The 22,165-nt window shown below is 57.9% G+C and carries 17 protein-coding genes and 3 pseudogenes; 15 read left to right on the top strand and 5 right to left on the bottom strand.

Annotated features, from left to right (window positions below; translation table 11 throughout):
• Nucleotides 1–150: 150 nt before the first annotated feature.
• Nucleotides 151–789 (top strand): annotated as a pseudogene (locus tag MESCI_RS28480) (transposase).
• A gap of 108 nt (nt 790–897) precedes the next feature.
• On the opposite strand, the pseudogene MESCI_RS28475 reads toward MESCI_RS28480, so the two are convergent.
• Nucleotides 898–1,095: pseudogene (locus MESCI_RS28475) on the bottom strand (leucine zipper domain-containing protein); the annotation flags it as partial.
• A gap of 409 nt (nt 1,096–1,504) precedes the next feature.
• Nucleotides 1,505–1,738: a hypothetical protein gene (locus tag MESCI_RS33325; protein ID WP_174299071.1), complete on the bottom strand. Its 234-nt coding sequence runs from the start codon at nt 1,736–1,738 to the stop codon at nt 1,505–1,507.
• 439 nt (nt 1,739–2,177) lie between these two features.
• Here MESCI_RS33325 and MESCI_RS28465 point away from each other — a divergent pair, with 439 nt between their 5' ends.
• The 13 genes from MESCI_RS28465 to MESCI_RS28405 all read left to right on the top strand — a co-directional run bounded on the left by MESCI_RS28465 (nt 2,178) and on the right by MESCI_RS28405 (nt 17,192).
• A complete protein-coding gene (locus MESCI_RS28465; protein WP_013533413.1) occupies nt 2,178–3,431 on the top strand; it encodes a methylaspartate ammonia-lyase in 1,254 nt (417 codons plus the stop codon).
• Nucleotides 3,432–3,445: 14 nt separating this feature from the next.
• The gene (locus MESCI_RS28460) at nt 3,446–4,597 is read left to right on the top strand and encodes a CaiB/BaiF CoA transferase family protein (protein ID WP_172832172.1); all 1,152 of its coding nucleotides are present in this window, start codon (nt 3,446–3,448) and stop codon (nt 4,595–4,597) included.
• Between the two features lie 134 nt (nt 4,598–4,731).
• The gene (locus MESCI_RS28455; RefSeq protein ID WP_013533411.1) at nt 4,732–5,631 is read left to right on the top strand and encodes an HpcH/HpaI aldolase/citrate lyase family protein; all 900 of its coding nucleotides are present in this window, start codon (nt 4,732–4,734) and stop codon (nt 5,629–5,631) included.
• A 734-nt stretch (nt 5,632–6,365) separates the two neighbouring features.
• Nucleotides 6,366–7,292, top strand: coding sequence for a LysR family transcriptional regulator (locus tag MESCI_RS28445; RefSeq protein ID WP_013533410.1), 927 nt, complete (start codon nt 6,366–6,368; stop codon nt 7,290–7,292).
• 192 nt (nt 7,293–7,484) lie between these two features.
• The gene (locus MESCI_RS28440) at nt 7,485–8,918 is read left to right on the top strand and encodes an NAD-dependent succinate-semialdehyde dehydrogenase (RefSeq protein WP_013533409.1); all 1,434 of its coding nucleotides are present in this window, start codon (nt 7,485–7,487) and stop codon (nt 8,916–8,918) included.
• The gene (locus MESCI_RS28435) at nt 8,915–10,468 is read left to right on the top strand and encodes a fumarate hydratase (protein ID WP_013533408.1); all 1,554 of its coding nucleotides are present in this window, start codon (nt 8,915–8,917) and stop codon (nt 10,466–10,468) included. Before MESCI_RS28440 ends, MESCI_RS28435 begins: the two co-directional genes overlap by 4 nt.
• A 71-nt stretch (nt 10,469–10,539) precedes the next feature.
• Nucleotides 10,540–11,037: an Lrp/AsnC family transcriptional regulator gene (locus MESCI_RS28430; RefSeq protein ID WP_013533407.1), complete on the top strand. Its 498-nt coding sequence runs from the start codon at nt 10,540–10,542 to the stop codon at nt 11,035–11,037.
• Nucleotides 11,038–11,234: 197 nt separating this feature from the next.
• Nucleotides 11,235–11,480, top strand: a complete 246-nt coding sequence (locus tag MESCI_RS28425; RefSeq protein WP_041163544.1) for a multiubiquitin domain-containing protein — start codon at nt 11,235–11,237, stop codon at nt 11,478–11,480.
• On the top strand, nt 11,477–11,902 hold the full coding sequence (locus MESCI_RS28420; RefSeq protein WP_338048492.1) for an E2/UBC family protein: 426 nt from the start codon (nt 11,477–11,479) through the stop codon (nt 11,900–11,902). Before MESCI_RS28425 ends, MESCI_RS28420 begins: the two co-directional genes overlap by 4 nt.
• Nucleotides 11,899–13,353 carry a HesA/MoeB/ThiF family protein gene (locus MESCI_RS28415; protein WP_013533405.1) on the top strand — a complete coding sequence of 485 codons (1,455 nt, stop codon included), beginning with the start codon at nt 11,899–11,901 and terminating at the stop codon, nt 13,351–13,353. Before MESCI_RS28420 ends, MESCI_RS28415 begins: the two co-directional genes overlap by 4 nt.
• Before the next feature lie 5 nt (nt 13,354–13,358).
• Nucleotides 13,359–13,814 (top strand): ubiquitination-like system serine protease family protein, encoded by a 456-nt coding sequence (locus MESCI_RS32820; protein ID WP_013897114.1) that lies wholly within the window; start codon nt 13,359–13,361, stop codon nt 13,812–13,814.
• 574 nt (nt 13,815–14,388) lie between these two features.
• Entirely contained in the window at nt 14,389–15,795 is a 1,407-nt protein-coding gene (locus MESCI_RS28410; RefSeq protein ID WP_013533403.1) for an aminotransferase, read from the top strand.
• A 671-nt stretch (nt 15,796–16,466) separates the two neighbouring features.
• Nucleotides 16,467–17,192, top strand: a complete 726-nt coding sequence (locus MESCI_RS28405) for a LuxR family transcriptional regulator (RefSeq protein WP_420845285.1) — start codon at nt 16,467–16,469, stop codon at nt 17,190–17,192.
• A 498-nt stretch (nt 17,193–17,690) separates the two neighbouring features.
• Here the strand turns inward: MESCI_RS28405 and MESCI_RS28400 are convergent, their stop codons facing one another.
• Nucleotides 17,691–17,957, bottom strand: a complete 267-nt coding sequence (locus tag MESCI_RS28400; protein ID WP_013533401.1) for a DNA -binding domain-containing protein — start codon at nt 17,955–17,957, stop codon at nt 17,691–17,693.
• Between the two features lie 110 nt (nt 17,958–18,067).
• Between MESCI_RS28400 and MESCI_RS28395 the strand changes: the two genes are divergently transcribed.
• The gene (locus tag MESCI_RS28395; RefSeq protein WP_013533400.1) at nt 18,068–18,286 is read left to right on the top strand and encodes a helix-turn-helix transcriptional regulator; all 219 of its coding nucleotides are present in this window, start codon (nt 18,068–18,070) and stop codon (nt 18,284–18,286) included.
• 330 nt (nt 18,287–18,616) lie between these two features.
• On the opposite strand, the pseudogene MESCI_RS28390 reads toward MESCI_RS28395, so the two are convergent.
• Nucleotides 18,617–19,242 (bottom strand): annotated as a pseudogene (locus MESCI_RS28390) (OmpW/AlkL family protein).
• Between the two features lie 707 nt (nt 19,243–19,949).
• On the bottom strand, nt 19,950–22,079 hold the full coding sequence (locus tag MESCI_RS28385) for a prolyl oligopeptidase family serine peptidase (protein ID WP_013533399.1): 2,130 nt from the start codon (nt 22,077–22,079) through the stop codon (nt 19,950–19,952).
• Between the last annotated feature and the right edge of the window lie 86 nt (nt 22,080–22,165).

Here is a 22,165-nt window from a genome sequence, read left to right as displayed (position 1 = left end):
CACTTCCATAGCTAAGACTTGGGAAACCGATTACCCCATGTATTCGGCTAGCCCCACGTCTTGAACGGATGTTTGAGGTGCTGCGCTTCGAGCTGATGATAAAACGTGGTCTGCGTGAACAGCCACAAGCATCAGGAAAGCAAGCGCAGCATGAAGCATTATGCCGGACTGGACGTCTCCGTGAAAGAGACGGCCGTTTGCATCGTGGATGAAGGAGGCCGCATTTGCCGAGAGATGAAGGTCGCGAGCCATCCGGACGATCTTGTTGAGGCGTTGAAGAACCCCGCCTGGAATTTGGCCCGGATCGGGCTTGAAGCTGCTCCCTTATCACAATGGTTGTTCAGTGGTCTGGCGGGAGCCGGACTACCTGCATCTGCGTCGAAACCCGTCATGCGAAGGCCTTTCTCAAGGCGCAGACCTGTCGTTGCGCTGGCTTTCAAGGCTACAGTCGACATTCCTGCCCACTTCAAGAATGCGAAGGCCGTAGGCCGGCTCTTGGGTTAACGCCGCGCTGCATCAATCAGGCGAGGACAATCGCGTCGGGACGTGTTTCCCTGTGCGGTGACTCCATGATGCGAACGCGACTTTATGAAGCCGCGCAAGTCTTGCTGACGGTGGTGAAAAAGTGGTCATGGCTGAAAGCTCGGGCGATGAACGTCGCTAAGCGCCGGGGCCGACAAAGAGCGACCGTTGCCCTTGCTCGCAGATTAGCCTCATCATGCACAGAATATATGGTCCGATGGCAGTGAGTTCCGCTGGGCGCGAGAGGAAGCGACGGCGGTGATATAGCCGGTCCACCAAACGAAAGGGAGAACATCCGATAACGAGATTCGACAGGGGCGGATGAATGTCCTTCGCGGGACGGAGGATGAAGAGAGGACGTGCCGGACTTCGGTTTGCTTCGGGGCTTGTTTTGGGCCGCGAGGAACGGTCGATCATGCCGGCGCTTCCCTCGACCCGGAAGCGCTCCACCCAGCGCGCCACCACCCCGTATGTTCGCGCCGCATCGGCTTTGGAAAGACAGCCTTCAACAACGTCGCGGGCTATCTCCTCTCGACGCAGCGGCGTCAGACGGGCGTTCTGATGGATGTTCATTCGGTCCTCCGAGAATCACTGAAGCTTCGACAACCTCAGCTTTCCCGGCTTGGACCGGATGGACAACCTACTGAAAGCTCACAGCTAGTTCGCTCAGTTGGCGCACCAACGGCAACAATGCCGAACGCACTGTCGCCGGATCATGTCGTTGCCCTCGGTGACGAGGGTATCCAAGGCGCGCGCGTTGTTCGGTCGCTGGGCTGAGATAATCCCGATTTCGGCCAGATGGCTGCGAAGGGGTATTGAGCAGTTGGGTGCGTTGGGCAACCAAGTACGAGTACCTTTTGATGCATGAGCGCCGCCTGGTTCCCGACCGATCGCATCGGCACGAAACGCATCGAAGGGCGCTGTCACCGCCTGGCAGATGGCTGCTGCATCAGCCATCGTTCTTCTGGCGACGCACGTAAGCCTACACATAGGCTGGCGGCATCAGCCGCACGTCATGGCCGAACTTCATGAGTTCGCGAGCCAGTGATGGGCCGAGCCACACGCGTCCAAGCCAATGAGGCAGCACGGCAAGGGTTCGAAGAACCGTCAAAACATCCTTCCGCCGCAGCGCCCGGGTCGTGAGGACGCTGCCTGCGGCATCGATCGCCTGAACCTGGAAGGCATGCTTGGCCAGATCGAGGCCGATCGAGGCCAATAGTGGCAACAGCACTGAGATCGGTGTTAATATTGCTCATGGACGGTTTCCCCCAGATGAGTGCTCGACAGCAGCCATCTTGGCACGCCTCTCACGAGGATGATGCCGTTACGAGCGCCTGTCCACCTCATCAAGAGAGACTGAGAGCGCTGGCGAAGCCCTGGGGCATCAACCAGAAGAAGTTGCCAAATGGCGGGAACGGACCTCGGGTCGTCCGCACTGTGTCTCTTTCTGGCCATATCTTCGCTCCGCCATCGCGTCGAAAGCCATACCTCAGGGACGATCGGGCAGGCCAGGAAGGTGCCGGTCATCTCAAAACGCGATGGTTCCGTCCTGGACATTATATTGGCGAACCCAACGCTAAATGGCACATAGTTGGCAGGTAGCCGTGGAAGTGCGTCGCCCGTCAATGGCTCTGGAATGAATCGAGCGAAACGAAGTGCAGATCAAAGATGTCCTGCTAGCGCCTGGCAACGGCGCATTTTTCTATGACGATCAGGAAGCCATTAGGTCCGGCGCAATCCAGGACGGCTTTATGTATGTCGGCGCACCGACGACCCCCGGGTTCAAGTCCATTCGTATTCCGGCATCTTCGCTCAGCATCGGGCTCGTCCTTGCGGACGAGACCGTTGTTTGGGGTGACATGATGAACGTCCAGTACGCTGGTGCCGGTGGACGCGATCCTCTGTTCGACACTAACCAAATCTCAGATCTAACGTCATGCGTCGTCGCGCCGAGGCTTTTTGATGTCGATGCCTCTCGGTTTATTGATTCTTGCACGAGGGTTTTTGAATCCGTCGAGCATTTGCGGATACCTCTGGCTATTGAATATGGCGTGAGCCAAGCGCTTCTTCGCGCAGCCGCCCACCTTCAGCGCAAGACAATGGCGGAGATCGTATGCGCCGAGTTTGATCTGCCGCTACCCACGTGCCGCGTCCCAATTTACTGCCAGAGCGGCGATGCTCGCGAAATCAACGTTGACAGAATGATCTTGAAAGGCGTGGACATTCTTCCCCACGGCCTTATCAACTCTCGGCAGAAATTCGGCACCGACGGCCAGACGTTCATGGATTTCGTGAAGTGGGTTGCAACGCGTACGCGCCAAATCGGTCTCCCGGGGTATCATCCGGTGCTGCATTTCGATGTATATGGCTGGATCGGCCTCGAAATCGGCTTGGAGCCGCAACGGATCGCCGACTTTATCTGCAGGGTTGCCGAGAGCGTTCCGGGTTTCGCGCTCAATGTCGAGTCTCCTGCGGATTTTGGTTCGACTCAAGCGCAAATTGAGAACTACGCGGAGATCGTGTCGATTTTGGACAACCGCGGTTCCAGAGCCCGCATTGTCGTGGACGAGAGATGCAATACGCTTGAGGATATTCGGCTCTTTGCCGAAGCGAAGGCTACGCATCTGGTCCAAATCAAGACGCCAGACGTAGGCTCAATCGCCGATACGGCCCGCGCAGTTCTCATCTGCAAGGAAAACAGGGTCGGAGCGTATGTCGGAGGAAGTTGTACCGAGACAGATCTCTCCGCCCAGGCTTCAGTGCACATTTCGGTAGCGACCCAGGCCGACATGATGCTCGCAAAGCCGGGAATGGGGGTCGACGAGGGATTTTCCATCGTCGGGAACGAACAGAACCGATTGCTGGCGATACTGAACCGTCGTCGAGTTCAAGCCGATAACGTTGGATGAAAACACGGTGTCGCATGCAGAAGTCTCTTGAGGGGATCACAGTCGTTGCCGTGGAGCAGGCGGTTGCTGCGCCTTACGCTTCGTCTCGCCTTGCTGACGCCGGCGCCCGGGTGATCAAGATCGAGAGGCCCGAAGGGGATTTTGCCAGAAACTACGACAAGTTGGTGCGGGGTCAGAGCGCCTACTTCGTCTGGCTCAACCGGGGTAAGGAGTCGGTCTGTCTGGACTTGAGATCTGAGGCGGACCGCGCCGTCCTGGACACGCTCATTGCCGGTGCCGACGTATTGATCCAAAATCTGAAGCCGGGCAGTATTGAAAAATTGGGTTTCGGGTCTGCGGATCTACGTCGGCGTTTTCCACGGCTGATCACCTGCGATATCTCTGGTTTCGGAGAGCAGGGGCCGTATTCCCACTTGAAGGCTTATGATCTCATCGTCCAGGCCGAAACTGGTCTGTGTGCGATCACCGGGACGCAACAGGGGCCCGCCCGTGTGGGTGTGTCGGTTTGCGACATCTCGGCAGGCATGACAGCACATAGCGCCATTCTTCAGGCCCTCTATCATCGCGAGGTCACCGGTGAAGGCACCAGCATCCAGGTGTCACTGTTCGATGCAATCGCCGACTGGATGAACGTGCCGGTTCTGCAAAACGACTATAGCGGCTACCATACGGTACGCGCCGGCGTGAAACACCCGTCGCTGGCGCCGTATGGCGCTTACCGTTGTGCCGACGGCAAAGAGGTCATCTTTTCGGTTCAGAATGACCGGGAATGGGTAAATTTCTGCGAGAAATTTCTTAAGCAGCCGGCGCTTATACGCACACCTGGTTTCGCCGATAATATGGAGCGCCTCGGTCACCGTGCGCAACTTGATAAGATCATTGAACGGCGGTTTTCCGAACTATCCTGCCATGAAGCGATGCGGGAGCTCGAGGCGGCCGGGTTGGCATATGGCCGACTGAACGAAGTCGCGGATGTTTCAACGCACCCACACATTCGCAAGGTGCAGGTCGGAACACCCGAAGGAACCATCGAGACGATAGCGCCGGCGGCGATCTTCAACTCTGAGCGCCCGTTGCTGCGCCCCGTTCCGGCTCTTGGCGCTCATACCGAGGCTGTCCGCGAGGAGGTTCAAGCAGGTTTGCGCGCAAGAGCCGCCTCAGCATGAGCACGCCTCTTGTGGGCAAGGGGGCGCGGTCGCGACCCACAGAGTGCATACCAACCTCTCTGACCCCTTCCAGTCCCACGGCCGCCCAGCCAGCTCACTGACACAGCCCGCACTAAAACCGGCAGCAGATCTTCATGAAGCGCACCGTTCCGGCCATTGAAAGACCGATGTCCATTCCCCGCTGGAGATCGCTGCTTTTCGTTCCCTCTCATGTTCCGCGCTTTGTGGAGACTGCTCATGAGCGCGGGGCAGATGGCGTCATACTGGACCTTGAGGACTCGGTTCCCCAGGATCAGAAAGAGGAGTCGCGAAAGCGGCTTTCTGCATCCGTGGCAAAGGTGGGCCGAAAGGGCGCATCTGTCTTGATCCGTGTGAATCGTGGTTTGCGCCCCTTGGCGGCAGATCTTGATGCAGCAGTGATGGCGGGTGTTGATGCACTTGTTCTTCCGAAAACGGATTCGTCAGAATGGGTATCGGAGATCGCGAATGCGGTACTGGAACTTGAACGAGAAAGAAATCTTGTGCCGGGTCAAATCCGGTTCCTTGCACAGATCGAGACCCCAGCTGCATTGCAAAATCTCGCGGCCATTGCGTCGGCCGATCCCAGGATGATTGCAATGGCGCTGGGCCCTGAAGACTTCAGTGCCTCAGTTGGTGGTGCCCCGGAACTCGACCTTCTCTTGACGCCGAACCTTTCCGTTTTGTTTGCTGCTCGTGCCGCAGGCTTGCTACCGCTTGGCTTCGTAGGAAGCATCGGCGAGTTCTCAGACACGCATAAGATTCGTGAGGCCGCGGCTCACGCGCGGCGGCTTGGCTTTGTCGGAGCTTTGGCGATCCACCCGACCCAGGTGGCCATATTCAATGAGGCTTTCTCGCCAAGCGAGCAGGAACTCGAGTGGGCCCGTCGTGTCGTCGCGGCGCAAAACGATACCTCGGCGCAGGGCAGAGGTGCTTTCGCCTTAGACGGAAAGATGGTTGATGCACCGGTGATTCGAAGGGCCCGTGAGATAATCGCCATGGGCCCGAAAGCCTAGCTGGGCGTCTGTCCGTTTTTGAAATTCACGGATGGGCATTTCAGCGAAGCAGATTGCCCATGGCGACGAGGATCATGTCGTGAGAGACGTCGACGCGCTGCACGTAGTCGCGCACGAGGCGCCGCCATCGGGTCATCCAGCCGAAAGTTCGCTGGACGGCCCAGCGGCGGGGGAGGCTTTCGAAGCCCTTCTGTCGTTGGATCGGCGGATTGCCTGCACGACGAAGTCGAGATAGGCGGCTTGTCCGTGAGCTTTAGCGATGGTAGGCGCCGTTACGAACAGATGCTTGGCCAGGGCCAGCGCTGGCGGATGTCATCCAGGTCGCCTGAGCGCCGGCGCTGTCTGGCCGGCTCATCCCGTATCGACCGCGATATCGCGCTTGCGTGCAACGTTTTTTTCAGCACCAGAGCCAGGTTTTGGGGGTCTGGAACAGAAACGCCGCGCGATTTCGCCAATCCAGGTAGCGCTTTGTCTTCCTGACGAACTGGGTCATCCGCCCACGACCCGGTTTTGTCCACGTCCGGAACTCGAAACACAATTCGCCTCACCTCAAACAAAAATTCCGATATCCAAACGGCGTCTTAACAACTGAAGAGACCGGACGGGACGACAAGAGACCACGGCGATCCAATTGCGTCGCCACTGGATCGCTGCAGCGTGGCACAATTATTGCTATCGCGCCATCGCATTTCGAGATAGATTACATCCATTGGAGTCCACCCTCGGATGTACCCGTGGAAATCAGGCAGTTAAGATATTTCGTCGGCGTGGTCGAAGCAGGCAGTTTTACGAAGGCCGCTGGTTTCCTTAATGTCGCCCAGAGTGCGCTGAGCCTGCATGTGCGTCAACTAGAGGAGGGCTTCGGCACTCAGCTGCTGATACGCGACAGAACCGGCGTCAGCGTCACCGCGTCAGGAGCCAAATTGCTCGAGCGGGCACGGGCGATCCTCAACGAAATTCGACTTACCGAGGTGGAATTGACCAACACAGCTTCTTCCCCTGCAGGGGAGGTAACTATTGGCATTCCATCTGGAGCAGCCCGCGTCCTGAGCGGCCTGCTGCTTGAGTCGGTGAGAAACGAACTGCCCAAAGTGTCCCTTAAGATGGTCGAGGGAATGACTGGCCCGCTGGAGGAGTGGATGGCTGCTGGACGCTTCAATCTGGCGGTCCTCTACCGCACCGCGGACAGTGTAGGGCGAATGACGGTGCTAGCGCGCGAAAACCTTTGTCTGGTGGTCCCGTCCGGTGAGCCACCCTTCGAAGATGCAATATCTCTAGCTGACCTGCATGCATTCCCGCTGGCTGTTCCCATGCGCAACAACAATGTAAGGCGTTCCGTGGCTGATGTCGTCGCACAACATGGTTGCGCGCTGGACGTCAAGTTTGAAGTGGACTCGCTTTCAACGATCATCAACATGGTCATAGAGGGCAAAGCCCATTCTATTCTCGCCCCGTCTGCGGTTCAGAAAGAAGCCGCTCAAGGGCTGGTGCGGACCGTGAAGATCGTTGATCCGGTGATTACCCGCTCGGTTGTGCTTGCTGTAAATCCGAAGGACGAGCGTTCTGCGGCCGTCTCCGCGGTCCGCAAGATCATCCCCAAGGTGGCCAGAGAGTTAATAGAGAGCCGCGGCTGGGCAGCATCCATTCCTGACGCGACCTGACAGCCGTCGATCTATAAAATACGGCACGACTATTTGCCATTCGAAAGATCGATCTGGATTCCAGATGGATTTCGGCACTAATCGATATTTGACCCACCGCGACCATCGCGATGAAACTGGCTCGAGCGAGTTCAGCGGTTTCGATATTGAAACGGCACTCGTATGGCAAGAATTACACAAGTGGAGCGCGCGATGTCCGACGCCAGGAGCCACCAGCTCTTTATCAATGGCAAATGGCGAGCCGGCGGTAGCAGAGCCACATTGCCGGTAGTTAATCCGGCGACGGAGAAGGTATTTGCTTCGGTGGCTTCGGCGACGGTGTCGGATTTGGATGAGGCTCTCGCTTCGGCAGAACGGAGCCGCAAGGCGTGGTCGTCGCGGCCAGCCAAGGATCGTGGCGAGATCCTCGTAGCCGCCGCCAGGATTCTAGCAGAGAAGGCTGGAGCCGCAGCCAGGGACCTGTCGGCCGAACAGGGAAAGACGATTGCCGAAGCGACAGGTGAGTACCTGCGCGCCGTCGAAACGCTGGAATGGAACGGCAGACATGCCGAAGAGCTGTCGGCCCCGATTCCGGTGGGCCCGAACCGGATGGTCGTCCCGGAGTCGCTCGGTGTTGTTGCTGCGTTTACGCCATGGAATTATCCGGCCGTTCTCATCGCCCGCAAGCTCGCCCCAGCGCTGGCGGCAGGCTGTCCGGTGATCCTCAAAGGGGCTGAAGAGACACCGAGCGTAGCTGTCCATATCGTGGAATCGTTGCGTCAAGCAGGCATTCCGGATGGCGTGGTCAATCTCGTCTTCGGTGTTCCAGTGCATATATCGCGGCATCTCCTCAGTTCGCCAATAGTGAAGGTCTTGACTTTCACGGGCTCGACCGAGGTGGGGAAACAGCTGGCCACGCTCGCCGCGAATAACTTGCAGCGTTGCATCCTTGAACTCGGTGGACACTCGCCGGTTATTGTGTGTGAGGATGCCGACCTGGGAAAGGCCATCCCGGCAATTTCGGAATACAAGTTCGAGTGCGCTGGCCAGAGCTGCAACGCGCCCAGCAGGGTTCTCGTCGCCCGGTCCCGCTATGAGGAATTCCTGTCCCAAATGACGGATGCGGCTCGAAAGATCAAAATCGGGCTACCAGACGACCCCTCAACTGACATGGGTCCTATGGCGAACACGCGGCGAATCGAGGCCATGCAGCGCCTGACCAAGGATGCGGTCGAACGCGGCGCCCGTATCGAGACCGGTGGCTCTCGGCTCGACCGGCCGGGCTTCTACTGGCCGCCAACCATCCTGACGGGCGTACCGAAAGAAGCCAGAGTGCTGCATGAAGAGCCGTTCGGACCGATCCTTACGATTGCGCCTTTTGACGAGCTAGATGAGGCGATCGAGGAGGCCAACGCCACCGATTATGGCTTGGCCGCTTACTTCTTCACGGACGCTGCCAATGCGCAACGAAAGCTGATTAATAGTCTTTCAGCGGGAGCTGTCAGTGTGAATTACCTGAAAGGGGTTTCCGCGGACGCGCCTTATGGAGGCGTCAAGCAAAGCGGCTATGGATACGAGGGCGGCGAACAGGGGGTGCGAAGCTTCCAAATCCTCAAAATGGTCAATGGTCTCAGCTCATTTGGATGAAATCGGTGGGAAATAGAACGCGGACCATCGCCGGCAAGGATATCACAAGGAGCGTTGCCGACGCCCTTCAGTACATCTCGTATTACCATCCTCCAGATTACATCCGGTCTCTTTCGCAGGCCTACGTGCGTGAACAGAGTCCAGCGGCGAAGAATGCCATCGGACAGATCCTCGCTAATTCCCGTATGGCGGCCTTCGGACGGCGGCCAATGTGCCAGGACACCGGTCTTGTGGTGGTCTTCGCCAAGGTCGGTATGGACGTCCGCATCAACTCAGCAGCCAGTTTCGCAGACCTCGTGAATGACGGCGTCCGTCAGGCATATCTCGACCCGGACAACCCGCTTAGGGCATCAATTGTTGCCGATCCGCTTGCCCGACGGATGAACACCCGTGACAACACGCCGGCAGTGGTCCACGTTGACCTTGTGCAAGGTAATAGGATTGAGATCACCATTGCGGCAAAAGGCGGCGGGTCGGAGAACAAGGCACGCTTTACCACCCTGAACCCGAGCACCTCGGTTGCCGACTGGGTGGTCGATACCGTTTCGACCCTTGGAAGCGGATGGTGTCCGCCCGGCCTGATCTCCGTTGGCATCGGTGGTAGCGCTGAAAAGGCGATGCTGCTGGCCAAAGAGGCCATGAACGAGCCCATCGATATGGTGGAACTGATTGCCAGGGGAGCGTCCAGTCCAGAGGAGGGGCTGCGGATTGAGCTTTATGAGCGGATCAACGCGCTTGGTATTGGGGCCCAAGGCCTTGGTGGCCTGACGACAGTCGTTGACGTCAAGGTTGCTACCTATCCTACTCATGCGGCGTCCAAGCCCGTGGCCCTCATCCCGCAATGTGCCGCCAACCGGCACGTGAAGTTTACTTTGGACGGCTCTGGACCCATCAGCCTCCAGCCGCCCGATCTGAGCGAATGGCCCGAAATTGGAACGGACGAATTGAGGCCAGCCGGCGTACGCAGGATCAATCTTGATACGCTGGCGAAGGAAGAGACAGCATCGTGGCGCTGCGGGGAAACCCTCCTTTTATCCGGAACGATGCTGACGGGCCGTGACGCAGCCCACAAGCGGATCGTCGAGTTGATCGACGCCGGCAAGCCGCTTCCCTTCGATCTGCAGGGACGCGTTATCTACTACGTTGGACCCGTCCGCGCGGTGGGAGATGAAGTCGTCGGACCGGCTGGGCCAACGACCTCCAGCCGAATGGACGATTTTACGGAAAAGGTACTAGCCGAAACCGGGCTTTTCGCGATGGTGGGCAAAGCGGAGAGAGGGCGGGCGGCAATACAGTCGATTGCAAGATACAAAACGCCGTATCTCATCGCGGTGGGAGGGGCTGGCTACCTGATCTCAAAATCAATTAAGTCAGCGCGGCTTGTGGCCTTCGAAGACCTTGGCATGGAAGCTGTCTATGAATTCGAGGTGAAGGACATGCCTGTCATCGCAGCTGTCGATGTCGAGGGAAACTCCATTCATGATTCCGGCCCTCTTGAGTGGCGAAAGCGCATGGCTGCGGACAGCATCGCACGCAACATCGGCGTTTGAGCCTTCTGACCAAGCTCGGTTGGTTGACGTCAATTCTATTGTCGACAACGGCTTAACTAAGAGCACAACTCATGAAGTCGAAACCCAATCCTGCGGGCCTGGACGCTTGGGACTTACGGATTCTCTCCGAGATTCAGTCAGACGGCCGAATTTCAAAAAGCGAGCTTGCGAAGCGCGTCCATTTGTCGGCTTCGGCTTGCTCGGATCGGCTCCGTGCGCTCGAAGCTGGAGGAATTATTGAGGGATTCTACGCACGGCTCAGTCCAGCCCTCATTGGCGGCATGATCTTTGTAATGGTGGAGGTCGTGCTGGACCGTCATCGCCTTGAGGACCAAAGACACTTCGAGGTCGCGATCCAAGATTTTCCCGAAATCTTGGATTGCTGGGCAATTGGCGGAAGGATCGATTATCTGATGCGCGTCGCAACACTTTCCATGGCTACCTATCAAGATTTCATGGAGGGGCTGCTGCAGGCAGGGCTGGGGATTGATCAATATTACAGCCTTGTGGTGACCAAACCTGTGAAATCAAATGCGCCGATTCCCTTGTCCTCACTAAGACAACGGTAGACGCCCAGGCGTTATTCCTGCGGGTTTGGACCTCCATTCCGCGAATTCCGTGGCGAAACACGCGCATTCCCGTCAAACCCGAAGGAACGCTTCCCGTATAAGAGGCAACTGGTCAAGCCCTGCCCGTAATCAACGGGAGAAGAGGGATGTGCGCGCCAGAGATATCTTGAAACCAAGCAACTGCGAGAGAAGGATCCATGGCTGCCAAAGAGAAGTTCAAGTTCAAAATCGAAAACGAAAATTACGATTGGGACAACCGGTTCATAACCGGCGCCGAGGTGCGAGGCGTGGGCCCTGGCATACCGGATAGCATGGACCTTTATGTGAAAAGGCCAGGCCAGCCTGGCCAGTTGGTTGGGCGCGAGGACCCGATCGACTTGCTGCCACCGGGGATCGAAAAGTTCTACGCGCAGGATGCAAGTTCCGAAGCCGGAATTGAATGATGCCCCTGTTGTTCGATTCTGATTACGAGACACTCCACAAAGCCGGCGTCAATTTTGAAGAAGAGGAGGGCGCCCGTTTCCTAATATTCAAAAGCTTTCCGCTGCCGAAAGGGATTTACCTGGCAGATGCAAAACCTGCAAACGCTGTCGATGTGTTGTATGAGATTCCGCAGAATTACAATAGCTCGGGTGGGGACATGTTCTGGGTTCACCCACGACTTCACCGGGCTGACGGCAAGCCAATACCAAATACTGGCGGACCTGGTTCCAATGAGGATTCGCGTACGCACAAGGCGACAGTGTTTTGCCGATGGTCCAGACACTGGCATAAAAATGCCTGGAAGCCAAAGGTCGACGACGTCCGGACAATTATGGACCGAATCTCATGGGCGTTTAAGTACCCGGACGCGAGGCGTTCATGAACGGACATCGGATTTCGATTATCGGTTCCCTCGACGATAAGCTCAAGAGCTGGTTGACCGGGCACCCCGACGGTGACGAGCGGGGCGCGCTCGTCCTCTTCCGCAAAATTGAGAGAACCGTACTGGGTCTGCCGCCGTCAACGCGTTTTGTGGCCGTTGACGCGATTGAGATGGATGGCGACTGGGTGCTGGACAGCTCCCCGGTGCACTTGCGCATCAATCTCCGCAAGTTCCAGGATATCTACTTTCGTTGCGAGCAGGAGCGGCTCGAGCTGGGGTTTGCCCACAGTCACCCAAGGGGCGTTCTGGATTTCTCGACGAAGGATGATGAGAACGAACAAAGCATTCTGAGGGGATACGCTGGCTGCAATGGACCTGAGGTATCACTTGTCGCGATGATTTTGGCCGACGGACATTGGCGTGCCAGAGTTCGGACGGGTGCGGCCCCTCACGGAGTGGCTGACGTCCGGCATGTCTGTGTGCTCGGGACGCAGCTGTCAGTTCACATGGGCAACAGGGTCGATGCTGCACCATCGGAAGTGCTAAGGCGACAAGAAGCTGCATTTGGCGAACCATTCAACGAGAAGATCAGATCGTTGCGCGTAGCAATCGTCGGAGGAGGGGGAACAGGGTCTTCAGTCGCCACACTTATCGCTCGCGCGGGTGTAGGCGAACTCATCGTTGTAGACGGCGATTCGCTCGAAGCTAGCAATCTCAACCGCGTTCGCGGATATCGCCGTTGCGATGTAGGCGAGAGCAAAGCTGCTACGTTAGCCCGATATGTCCGGGATCTGGGCCTGAGAGTGACTGTCGTTGCCATTGAGGGGTATGTGAACGAGTCTCCAGAAGCGGTCGATGCCATTTCCAGCGCCGACTTGGTGTTCGGTTGTACTGATGATGTCGCTGGGAGAGAAATTCTCAATCAGGCGGTTTACTATTACTGCCAAGGACTTATCGACTGCGGGCTCACGGGCAATATTGGTCTTGACCAGGACCGTCAGCCGTACCTACGTGATCATAGAGGGCGGGTTAGCACAGTTCTTCCCGAATCTGGTGGGTGCTTAAGATGCCAAGGCGTCGTCACCGAGGAAAAGCTCGATTACGAGAGTGCACTGAAGGCGCGTCCGGAGCTGGCGGAGCTGGATCCAGAGACGCTCCGGGAAGAGTATTATCTGATCGGGGGCGGGGAGCGGGCGCCCGGAGTAGGTCCCTTCACCAGTGCGACCGCCGACATGGCCGTAGCGACCTTGTTTGATCTGGTGCGCCCCTATAGGCGGCTTGCGAGCGACATTCGCCGCGACAATATATGGTACGATTTCGTGCACATGGTAATTTACAGCAATATGCCAAAAGACAACGCTGGTTGTTTTTGCTGCGGTCCAGACGGTTTATTGCTCGCACGCGAGAATGGCTACCGGCTCGGAATGCCGTCACTCGGCAAGCTGTGTTGATTCGCATGTGGTCTTGGTTGTTAAGTTTCCTACGGTGGGTAGAGGAAATCATTCTCGGTCCACGTGGTCCAAAAACACCGGCGGACGGAGTTCCTTCTGAGGCATCGCTCGCGGACGTATCTTTCGCTCGCAATGATGTGGTTGAAAAAACGCCCCCGAATGACGCGGTTCGGCCGGGACATTTCATCAGCGTCGTGCATAAAGGCCGACCATACTGGGCACTCTTTAGGTGTCCCTGTGGGTGTGGGGATGTGGTTTCATTGCCAACCCACGCGCCGCATAACCCCAGGTGGCGCATTGAGGTGAGCCTGGAGGGCCGGCCAACGTTGCATCCCTCCGTTTGGAGAACCAAAGGATGCCTGAGCCATTTCTGGCTCAGCGACGGAAGGGTCTATTGGTGTGAAGACACCGGTGTCGAGCCTTGGCGAGCCCGACCAGACATATATGCAAGAAAACTCTAGAGTAGGTCCTGGAGCCGCGGACGCGTTTGCGATAAGGCCCGCGCGGCTTCACCGGGCGACGCACCCTTGTCATGGAGATGGGCCGCGCCACCGCGGGGTCTCGGCAACGGCCTTCATCGGGAACTGTCACTCGGCTGCAACAAGCGCCGCAAGTCGGTTTATTTTGAGTCCGACCCGGCCAGCGCGTCCTTGAGGATCTCCACTTGCATGGTCTTGCGGCCGAGAAGCCGCTCGAGGTCGCGAACGCGCTCTTCAAGCCCCCGCACTTCTGAACTCCAAAGATTCGACCGATCCCACCGCAGCCGCTGCAATTCAATCCGTCGATAGTCGTCAGCCGCCTGTGCTTGACGATACCCCCAAGCCTCCCACATTAGCCGACTGTCCGGTCCAAACGGGCCCAGTCCAGGCAAAGGTACACAGCTCAGCTGATTTCCACGGCATCTGATCCCGATTCCGCGAATTCGTCTGCAAAAAACATCCATTCCCGCGAAATTCGAGCCGTCTTTCCGGTATACTGCTTGCCAATGAGCTGGCCGGCCGAGTGCCTCCGCCAGTGTGTTGCGAGGAGAGGAACATGCGCTTGAGCAATCTGGGAACCGAGCAACTCCGGGAGAAGGATCGAAGCTTCGTCTTTCATCCGTCTACCCATCTGGCCAAGCACAGCCGAGGCGAGACCCCAAATCGGATTATGGCCGGTGCAGAAGGCGTCTACATCTGGGATACCGAAGGCAGGAAGAGCCTCGACGGTTTCGGAGGGCTCTACTGCGTCAACATGGGATATGGATGCACGGAAATTGCCGAGGCTATCGCCCGGCAAGCGCATGAGCTGCCGTTCGCACACGTCTATGCCAGCCAGGGGACGGAGCCGGTCGCCCTTTTGGCAGAGGCGATAGTTGAGTATTTCGGACGGAACATGCGACGGGTCTATTTTGGCCTATCCGGTTCCGATGCCAACGAAACCAACATCAAGCTGGTCTGGTACTATAATAACATCCTCTGTCGGCCCGAAAAGAAAAAGATCATTTCACGAAATCGTGGCTATCACGGATCTGGATTGGTCACCGGTAGCCTGACGGGGCTTCCCTTCTTCCATAATTTCTTCGACTTGCCCCTGGATTTGGTGCGCCATACAACGACGCCGCACTACTATCGCCAAGCGCGTACCGGGGAGATCGAGGAAGCGTTCTCCCAGCGCTGTGCCGATGAGCTTGAGGCGTTGATCCTGACCGAAGGCCCCGAGACTGTTGCGGCTTTTATCGGAGAGCCGGTACTTGGAACAGGAGGTATTGTGCCGCCCCCCACAGGGTACTGGACGGCCATTCAAGCGGTGCTCGACAAGTACGATATCCTCCTCATTGCCGATGAAGTGGTCTGCGGCTTCGCGCGAACCGGCGAGAAGTTCGGTTCCCACCTGTACGACATGCGCCCGGATTTCGTGACGATCGCCAAGGGTTTGAGTTCCGCCTACCTCCCTATATCCGGGTCAATCATTGGCGAGCGAGTCTGGTCGGTTTTGGAACAAGGAACCGAGAAGCACGGCGCACTTGGCCATGGATGGACATATTCCGGTCACACGCTTTGTGCTGCGGCCGCGCTTGCCAATATTCGACTGCTAAAAGAAAGAAACATCCTGGAACATGTGAAGGATGTCGGACCGTACTGGCAGGCCCGCATGAAAGCCGAACTGGCGGGACATCCCATCGTCGGCGAAGTTCGCGGAGTGGGTATCCTATCCGCGGTAGAGATGATGCGGGACCCGAAACAAAGGATACCATTCGATCCTGACCTTCAGGTCGGGGTGCGCACTGCAGCTGCTCTGTTTGAAAATGGTGTGATCGGACGGGCCATGCCGCATGGCGACATCCTCGGCTATGCGCCACCTCTGATCATTACCCGAAAAGAGATCGACATCATCGTCGGTGCGACCGCGAAATCAGTCGATGCCACATATCGCGCGCTGAAGGCTGAGGGTGCCGTATGATCTTCCAAAGGCGACGGGATTGAGCACTGGCATGACCATGTGCCAGAATGCTGTCATATCATCCCGTGAAAACTCTGCACGGACCAGTAGTAAAGATCTGGCTGCGTCAGGGGCTGTCCTTGGGTGATGCTGGGCTTGACTGCATTCTGTTGCGCCGAGCAAACCCAAATAGTTGAATTCCAGACATCTGATCCTGAGCATGCTCCGGACCACTTTACTCGCAAGTTGTAACCGAACCAGTTCTGCCGCCACTGTCCTGTCCCCCAACAACCAGGGCCTTTGTGCGGCGCGCCCTGCCGGTGTACCTCCCCGCCGGCAGGGCGCCCTTTTTGATTCACCCCATCACGATCATTATGGGCGGCCGGAAATCAGGCGTTCAAAGATGATTTGCGTGTTGGGATGCAGATCGAACTTAGACGCGACTTTACACCATTGCAGCGCGCCATCCCTACCGTTCAACGGAGCGGCCACGCCGAAGATATCGTCCTCAATCATCGATCGCAGCAGAACAATCGCGGCGGTGAATTCTCACATCTCAAACCCAGTGTGGCCACATCTGCTGATCAGCCTCCGCGACGCCTGCGAAGTCAATGACAGTTGTCCGGCCATGCACGCCGCGGCCGGGAGGCGTGCAGAAAGAGGAAGAAGCGAGCGCGACTATGACGAGGGACATGCCACTTGTTTTCGAGACATTCCTTGAAAGACTGTCACAGAGTGTCGATGAAGCAGATTTCCGGGAAGCCTTGGCTGAGGCGGCCGCAAGATTTGACCTACTCTCTTTTGCGTACCTGTCTTTGCCATCACTGCCTTCCGGCAAGCCAAAGCTAATTTCGAATTACCCACCTCGCTGGGCCATGCAGTATCTGGAAAATCAGTATGAGAAGCTCGATCCTGTCATCTTGCGTGCTCGAAATGGCGGCCGCCCGTTTCAATGGGGGTCGGATTTGTGGGGCGGTAAGATGTCGCCGGCTCAACAGCAGCTATTTGATGAGGCGGCCCGATTCAGCATCCGCTGCGGATTGACGATCCCAATCGTCGATCTACGAGGCCGCACTGCCGCGGTTACGTTCGCCGCCGATGAGCCTCGTCCAGTATTTCTTCGGGTCATCGAGCGGTACGAACAAGCTCTTCAGCTGATGGCCACCTGCTTTCATCGCTGCGTTCGCCGCAAACTGCCGGGCGATCGAACCGTGGATGGGATCTTGCTGACATCGCGCGAATATATGTGCCTGCGGTCGGCAGCGCGCGGCAATTCGGCCTGGGTAACCGGCCGCATCTTGGGCATTAAGCCGCGCACCATCGCATTCCATTTGGAGAATGCCAAGAAGAAGCTGGGCGTGCGCACGCAAAATCAGGCCATAGCCCTTTTGGGGTCCCAAGGGAGCTCGATCCTCTGAGTAGCTCTTTTGGTCCGCTGTGCTCGGGCCATCGGTCGCAGCATTTTAACAGCGGCGAAGGGATGCTGAGACCCTTTGTTCCGCCCGGCGTAGTCAGGCGCGATGCAGTCGTATATTCCCGTCACACTTTGCACTCAAAGGACTCAGTCGGCGTCTCGTTCCGACGCTAGTCCGCGTTGCATGGTTATGAGGATAGCTCGCCCCATACTGCTGACGCAAAGCGTCAACCGTGGCGGGCACCGGGTATTTGAATATCCAGCTTCACCGAAAACCTACACTTACTCGTGGGAGGAGCGGCACTCGATGACGTGCTGCTGTGGCTACTGCCCATCCAAACGGACGCGATCCTTTTGTCGCATCAGACCCCCAACCGGCCAAAACGATGCCCATGAACCGAATTGAGGCTGCCGTTGGCCGTTCCTGGATGCCTGATCAGGCGCCGAGGAGGGGGCTGTAGCCGAAGCAGTGGCGGCCACTGGGCGAGCACTGCGCAATTTCTCAGCTGTCGAACAATTCCTTGTACCCGCTTGTCATCACCCAGTTTGCACGGTCGAGATGACTGCGAACAGCCTTCCTCGCACGCTCCGGTTCTCGTCTCGGATCAATGCCGAGGATCAGATGTGCCATTTCCTCTTCGCTAGCATCGTCGCCGGATGCATCGAGGAGCCTCATGTAGGTTGTAAAGTGCTCCTTGTCGTAGGCTGTGATGCCGTCTGACCAGGGCACTTCGTCGGCAATCGCCATGTCCGATTTAGGCTGTAACATTGCTGATCCTAGCTCCAGATGATCGCCTCGGCGAACTTCTCTCCCGGCAAAATGTGAATTACATATTATAGTTGATAAACTCAAGTCGCCTGATCCGGTGGCTTGCGTGCATGGATATGCGCAAGTTGATCGGACGGAATGTGCAGCGGATCAGGCAAAGGAAGCGTCTGACCCAGGAGCAGCTTGCCGACATTTCCGGCTTCAGCCAGCAGTACATCAGCGGTTTGGAGAAGGGCCGAAGAAATCCGACGATCATCACGATCTATGAACTGGCGTTGGCGCTCGGCGTCAGCCACATGGATCTGGTACGGCCCGACAAACAGGCCTGAGGTGGCCGTTCATGTAAGCACTAGGCGCCAGCGCCTGACGGATCTTCCTCGGGGCGACCAGCTATCGCCGCCACCCTTTGCCGATGAGTGTTCCGGGGCTCGCGGGCAAGGTGACTGAGAGAACCAGCGCTACGACGTTACAGTCGAGGTTACGACGTGCTGATCAAAGGTGGGCGCGACGCATGCTGATCGCGTACCTCGACAGGCGTCCTTGTGCTGGGCGTTCTGCAGAAGTCGTCACGGGAAACCGAAACTAACCCGAGGAAGGGGGAACGCTAACGGGCGCCTGAGGGGGCCGTTGGCTAAAAGCGCGCTCACGAGGCCGCGCTATCAGAATCGGTACGTGACACCTGCGCCGATCAGCCAGGAATCGAGCTCCGCTTTCCCCGTCAGCTTGTTACCGGCCACGGTGACTTCGAAGTCCGGCTCCAGGAAAAGCTTCTTCACGTCGAAGCTGACGCCCCAGTGCTGGTCGAGCTTGTAGTCGAACCCGACCTGCAGCGCGGTGCCGAAGGTGTTCTTGACCTTGAGATCATCGGCGCTGCCGGCTTCCTGATGATAAAGGATCGTATAGTTCACGCCGGCGCCGACATAGGGTTTGAAGGCGCCGAAATCGGCAAAATTATACTGGAATGTGAGCGCGGGCGGCAGCAGCCAAACCTTACCGACCTTGCCTAGCCCCCATCGAGCGTTGGCCATTGATGTTGGCATAGGTGGTGCCGAGTATGAGTTCGGCGGCGACGTTGTCCGAGAATATCGAGTGCAGGCGTCACCGTGTTCGAATAGGAAAGACCGGAGCCAGACACCCATTGACGTAGCCCGAATCCCCCAGTGATGACCCTCAAGGCGCGCAGGCGGATCTGCCAGGGGCTTGGCCATTCCGCGACCGAAGGACCCTCGTCGGGGCCGCACGGTTCTGGAAGGTCTGACGCGACCGCCTGCTGTCCGATCAGCATCAGGACGACAGCCGCTGTTGCTGCCCGCGCAGGTTCATTCGCTTTGTTGACTGATATCTCTTGCTCTTCAGAACTAACGAATATTATGCAACTAGTCTATTTCAAGATAGATGGAGCTGTGCGCGCATTCTGACCAACTGTGATCGCGTTATTGCTTTTGTCGCAGTCCTGACCTGTGCTCCTTCGTTCGTCTTGCTTTCGTCGTGCTCCCGGTCGTCCATAAACGTTACCGGCGTGCCAGCCGATCGCGCCGCCAAGCAAATTGTCGCCTAAGCCAATGAACGCGCCCGGGTCGGATTGTCCTTGCCGTAGCTGTGCCCGCCCGGGCTGGTCCCGCAGAAGCAACCGGATAGGCACCGTATTAACCTAGCCGAATGTGGTCCCCCGAGGCGCGCAGGCGGATATGCCAAGAGCTTGACTCCTAGATTGGTGTCGTAGACGGGCACGGGTAAGCGCAACGGGACGGGGGAGGCGGGGAGGCGCAGGGACTTGTGGATGACTCGTCGCGACAACCTGCTGTGCCAGCAGCATCAGGACAACGGCCGTTACTACTCCCTGCGCCAGTTTCACTTACTTGATCCCATGGATTGCTCCTTGCTCTTCAGAAAATGGTAGACTGCATTGATTGAGATCGAGAGCGTGCGAGCGCGCTTTGCACAAACCGTCCTCGCATTATTTCCACCGTTCTCGCAGTCATCGACCTGTACTCAGTCATCCGAAGTTCGCCCTCCTCGGGTTCCCGATCCTTTGTGAAAGCTATCGGCGTGCCAGCCGATCGCGCTACGAAGGAAATTGATGCCAAGACTGATGAATGCAGCGCGCTCCCGATTGTCCTTACCGTGGCCGTGCCCGCCTGCGACGGGCTCGTAGAAATAAGCCGGATAGCCGAGGGCCTGCAGCTTTGCGGTCATCTTGCGCGCGTGGCCCGGGTGAACGCGGTCGTCCCGCTTCGTGGTGGCGAGCAGCATCGGCGGATAGGGCTGTCCCGGCGTGGCGGCGTGATAGGCGGAGAGTTCCTTCAGGAAAGCCCAATCCTCAGCCTTCTCCGGATCGCCATATTCGTCGATCCAGCTCGCGCCGGCCAAGAGCTTGGTGTAGCGGCGCATGTCGATAAGCGGAACCGTGCAGAACAGCGCGCCGAAATGCTCAGGATAGCGGGTAAGCATGTTGGCAATCAGCAGGCCGCCGTTCGAGCCGCCTTCGGCGGCAATCCGCCTCGGCAGTGTGATGCCCCTTCGCACGAGGTCGGCTGCTACGGCGGCGAAATCGTCATGGGCGAGACGCTTGCCCTCCCTCCGCCCGGCATCATGCCAGCGGGTGCCGAACTCGCCGCCCCCGCGGATATTTGCCACCACACACGTGCCGCCGCGTTCGAGCCACAGCTTGCCGAGCGACGAGTTGTAGTGGGGCAGGAGCGATATGCCGAACCCGCCATATGCGGAAAGGTGAACCGGGGCATCTCCGTTCCCGTTCGCCGGACCGACCTGCGTATAGGGGATCAATTCATCATCGATTGAGACTGCCTCGTGGCGCGTGACCACCAGTCCGGATGCGTCGAAATTCTCCGGGCTGCGCTTCAGGACCACTGGAGCGCCAAGAGGCGGCGCATCATTGAGATCAAGTAGGAGCAGTTTCGACGGTGTGATCGGGTCCTGGGCCGAAACGAAGACCTCTCCATTGGTCTCGTGATCTGCCGCATCGAGGGACCAGAGGTGGACGGTCCCTTGCGCCGGCACCGCGTCCAGGGCACGGCGCGTCCATTCCTGGTGACCCGGGGTCAACACCTCGAAACGCGGAGCGAGGTTCTCGAGGTAGGCGATAATGAGCTTCCCGTCATTCCAGAAGAATGACTGCAGACAGCGCCTCTCGCCCGGTTCAAACAGGGTGCTGAAACGGCGTTCGCCACCGATGAAAGAGGAAAGCGAGATGCCGATCAGCGCGTCCGCGGGATGGGTAGTCCCTCTCACTGTCCAGGGCTTGCGCGGCTTTACCGCCAGCCAATCACCGAAGCTGGCCCACCAGGCATCCCGAGGAAGGTTGATCTCAAGCTTCGGCCCGCTCCTGTCGCCGATTTGGACTATCTGCTTGAAGAAGCCAGTATTCTCGATGAACCAAAGGCGCTCGTTCTCGACCGTGTGATCCATATGACCAGACACGCTTAGGGATTCGGAACCCGTCCTGAAGATTACCGGCGCGGTGAGGGGATCGGCGCCACGCTTCCACAACCGCAAGGTCCGCGCGAATCCGGAGCGGGTGGCCATGCCATGGCCAAGCGCACTGAAAAGCAGAAGCGTGTCAGGGTCGAGCCAATTTATCCCGCCCTTGGCCTCTGGGAGATTAAACCCGTCCGCGACAATGCTCAAAGAGCTAAGGTCGAATTCGCGATGCACGACCGCGTCGCTGCCCCCGCGCGACAGGCGCAAGACGGCTCTTTCGCGCGTCTCAGGCTCGATCGACGCGCCGCCCCAGATCCAGTCTTCTCCGTCGCTAGCGGCCAGGGCGTCCAGATCGACCAGTAGCTCCCACTGGGGATCCGCCTTCATGTAGGCGGCAAGGGTGGTTCGGCGCCATTGTCCGCGCGGGTTTCCGGCATCTTGCCAGAAATTATAGAGGTACTGACCGCGGCGCGTGACAAGCGGAATCCTGTCGAAACGGTCGAACATCACTCTAAGCACCGCCCGGTCGCGCTCGAACTGCGTTCCCGCGAAGTGCTTCAGGGTCTTTGCCGACTGGCTGGCGGTCCACGCAAGTGCCCGTTCGCCTTCTACATCTTCAAGCCAAAGATGGGGGTCATCGTCGGGCGCATTCAGCGTTGGGCGAAAATCGAATTCGCTCATGGCCGAAAGACCTGAGGAATGAAAGCGGAAGGGCTCTCGTCCGCTCGAGAAGGCTCAATGTTTGCGGCGGCGTCCGCATGTTCAAA

Source organism: Mesorhizobium ciceri biovar biserrulae WSM1271 (genome assembly GCF_000185905.1).
Lineage (GTDB): Bacteria > Pseudomonadota > Alphaproteobacteria > Rhizobiales > Rhizobiaceae > Mesorhizobium > Mesorhizobium ciceri.
The sequence above is the reverse complement of the archived record's forward strand: the minus strand, read 5'-3'. Positions and strand labels throughout refer to the sequence as shown.

Excerpts from the sequence above, each read along its gene's own strand:
- MESCI_RS28460 (WP_172832172.1), top strand. The coding sequence starts at position 3,446 with ATGCAGAAGTCTCTTGAGGGGATCACAGTCGTTGCCGTGGAGCAGGCG.
- MESCI_RS28455 (WP_013533411.1), top strand. The coding sequence starts at position 4,732 with ATGAAGCGCACCGTTCCGGCCATTGAAAGACCGATGTCCATTCCCCGC.
- MESCI_RS28440 (WP_013533409.1), top strand. The coding sequence starts at position 7,485 with ATGTCCGACGCCAGGAGCCACCAGCTCTTTATCAATGGCAAATGGCGA.
- MESCI_RS28435 (WP_013533408.1), top strand. The coding sequence starts at position 8,915 with ATGAAATCGGTGGGAAATAGAACGCGGACCATCGCCGGCAAGGATATC.
- MESCI_RS28430 (WP_013533407.1), top strand. The coding sequence starts at position 10,540 with ATGAAGTCGAAACCCAATCCTGCGGGCCTGGACGCTTGGGACTTACGG.
- MESCI_RS28425 (WP_041163544.1), top strand. The coding sequence starts at position 11,235 with ATGGCTGCCAAAGAGAAGTTCAAGTTCAAAATCGAAAACGAAAATTAC.
- MESCI_RS28420 (WP_338048492.1), top strand. The coding sequence starts at position 11,477 with ATGATGCCCCTGTTGTTCGATTCTGATTACGAGACACTCCACAAAGCC.
- MESCI_RS28415 (WP_013533405.1), top strand. The coding sequence starts at position 11,899 with ATGAACGGACATCGGATTTCGATTATCGGTTCCCTCGACGATAAGCTC.
- MESCI_RS32820 (WP_013897114.1), top strand. The coding sequence starts at position 13,359 with ATGTGGTCTTGGTTGTTAAGTTTCCTACGGTGGGTAGAGGAAATCATT.
- MESCI_RS28410 (WP_013533403.1), top strand. The coding sequence starts at position 14,389 with ATGCGCTTGAGCAATCTGGGAACCGAGCAACTCCGGGAGAAGGATCGA.
- MESCI_RS28405 (WP_420845285.1), top strand. The coding sequence starts at position 16,467 with ATGCCACTTGTTTTCGAGACATTCCTTGAAAGACTGTCACAGAGTGTC.
- MESCI_RS28400 (WP_013533401.1), bottom strand. The coding sequence starts at position 17,957 with ATGTTACAGCCTAAATCGGACATGGCGATTGCCGACGAAGTGCCCTGG.
- MESCI_RS28395 (WP_013533400.1), top strand. The coding sequence starts at position 18,068 with ATGGATATGCGCAAGTTGATCGGACGGAATGTGCAGCGGATCAGGCAA.
- MESCI_RS28385 (WP_013533399.1), bottom strand. The coding sequence starts at position 22,079 with ATGAGCGAATTCGATTTTCGCCCAACGCTGAATGCGCCCGACGATGAC.